Annotated in this window: 1 protein-coding gene and 1 pseudogene; both read right to left on the bottom strand. The window is 73.8% G+C overall.

The features are described from left to right. The coding region (locus tag ROTAS13_RS25095; RefSeq protein ID WP_371329402.1) for a PHP domain-containing protein at positions 1-550 on the bottom strand (550 nt) is incomplete at its 3' end. After that, positions 547-934 (bottom strand): annotated as a pseudogene (locus ROTAS13_RS27615) (DNA polymerase Y family protein); the annotation flags it as partial. The gene ROTAS13_RS25095 and the pseudogene ROTAS13_RS27615, both read right to left, overlap by 4 nt.

The raw sequence follows: 934 nt of genomic DNA, 5'->3' as shown, positions 1-934 counted from the left end.
GCGTAGATGTGATCAAGAGACAGATCGCCGCCAATGCGTCGAGCCGCTTCGCATCGTCGCCGCCATGGCGGTGGATGGCGGCGCAGAAGAGCGGCATGGCGAGGCGCCGCAGGGCGCGCGCGTCCTGCCTCAGGCGCCCGGCGAAAGCCGCGTCGGGCTGGTCGGGCGGGATCAGCGCCATGACCCAGCCCTCGGCGGATTCGATCATCTCCTGGCGGGACAGGTGGCACTCGCCCTTGGGTGCGCGCATCCGCCCATGGCTCAGCAGTGTGGCGAGGCGGCCATAGCCGGCGCGGTCCGTGGGCCAGACGAGATACTCGGTGCCGTCCGGCAGGCAGAGGCGGCAACCGGGCACGAAGCGGAGCCGGATCTTCTCGTGCTCCGCGGCCGCCAGGCCGCGCACGAGGCCGGCCAGGGAATTGCGGTCGGCGATGCCGAAGGCGGCATGGCCCAGGGCCTTGGCGGTGAGGGCCAGCTCGTGCGGGTGGGAGGCGCCCTCCAGGAAGGTGAAGTTCGAGAGGGCACCCAGCTCGGCATAGGCTTCGGTCACGCGAAATAGCCGTGCAGGAACCAGCGCGCCGGGGCGTCCGGCGCATCCAGCCCGGCGCGGCAGACCCAGAGCCGGTCGCCCATCTCCGTTTCCAGCCGGTAGTAGTCGCGCAGGGCCCGGGCCGGGTCGTCCCGCCACCATTCCGGCAGGAGGCGTTCCGGCCCCTCGGCCCGGCGGATGCGGAGCTGGCGTCCGTGCAGGGTCAGCCGAGCGGGTGCGCCGTCCGGCAGGGCGGCCACGGCGCTCACCGGCTCCGGGCGGGGAAGGAGACGCACCGGGCGCGGGCGGTCCCGCCAGGCGCGTGGCTGCTCCGGTACGAGCGGGGTGAGCGGCGGCACGCGGCGCATGGCGCGTTCCGGCAGATGCGAGGCCTGGGGCTCCAGC

It is taken from the genome of Roseomonas sp. TAS13 (assembly GCF_001950415.1).
In the GTDB taxonomy this organism is placed as follows: domain Bacteria; phylum Pseudomonadota; class Alphaproteobacteria; order Acetobacterales; family Acetobacteraceae; genus Roseomonas; species Roseomonas mucosa.
The sequence above is the reverse complement of the archived record's forward strand: the minus strand, read 5'-3'. Positions and strand labels throughout refer to the sequence as shown.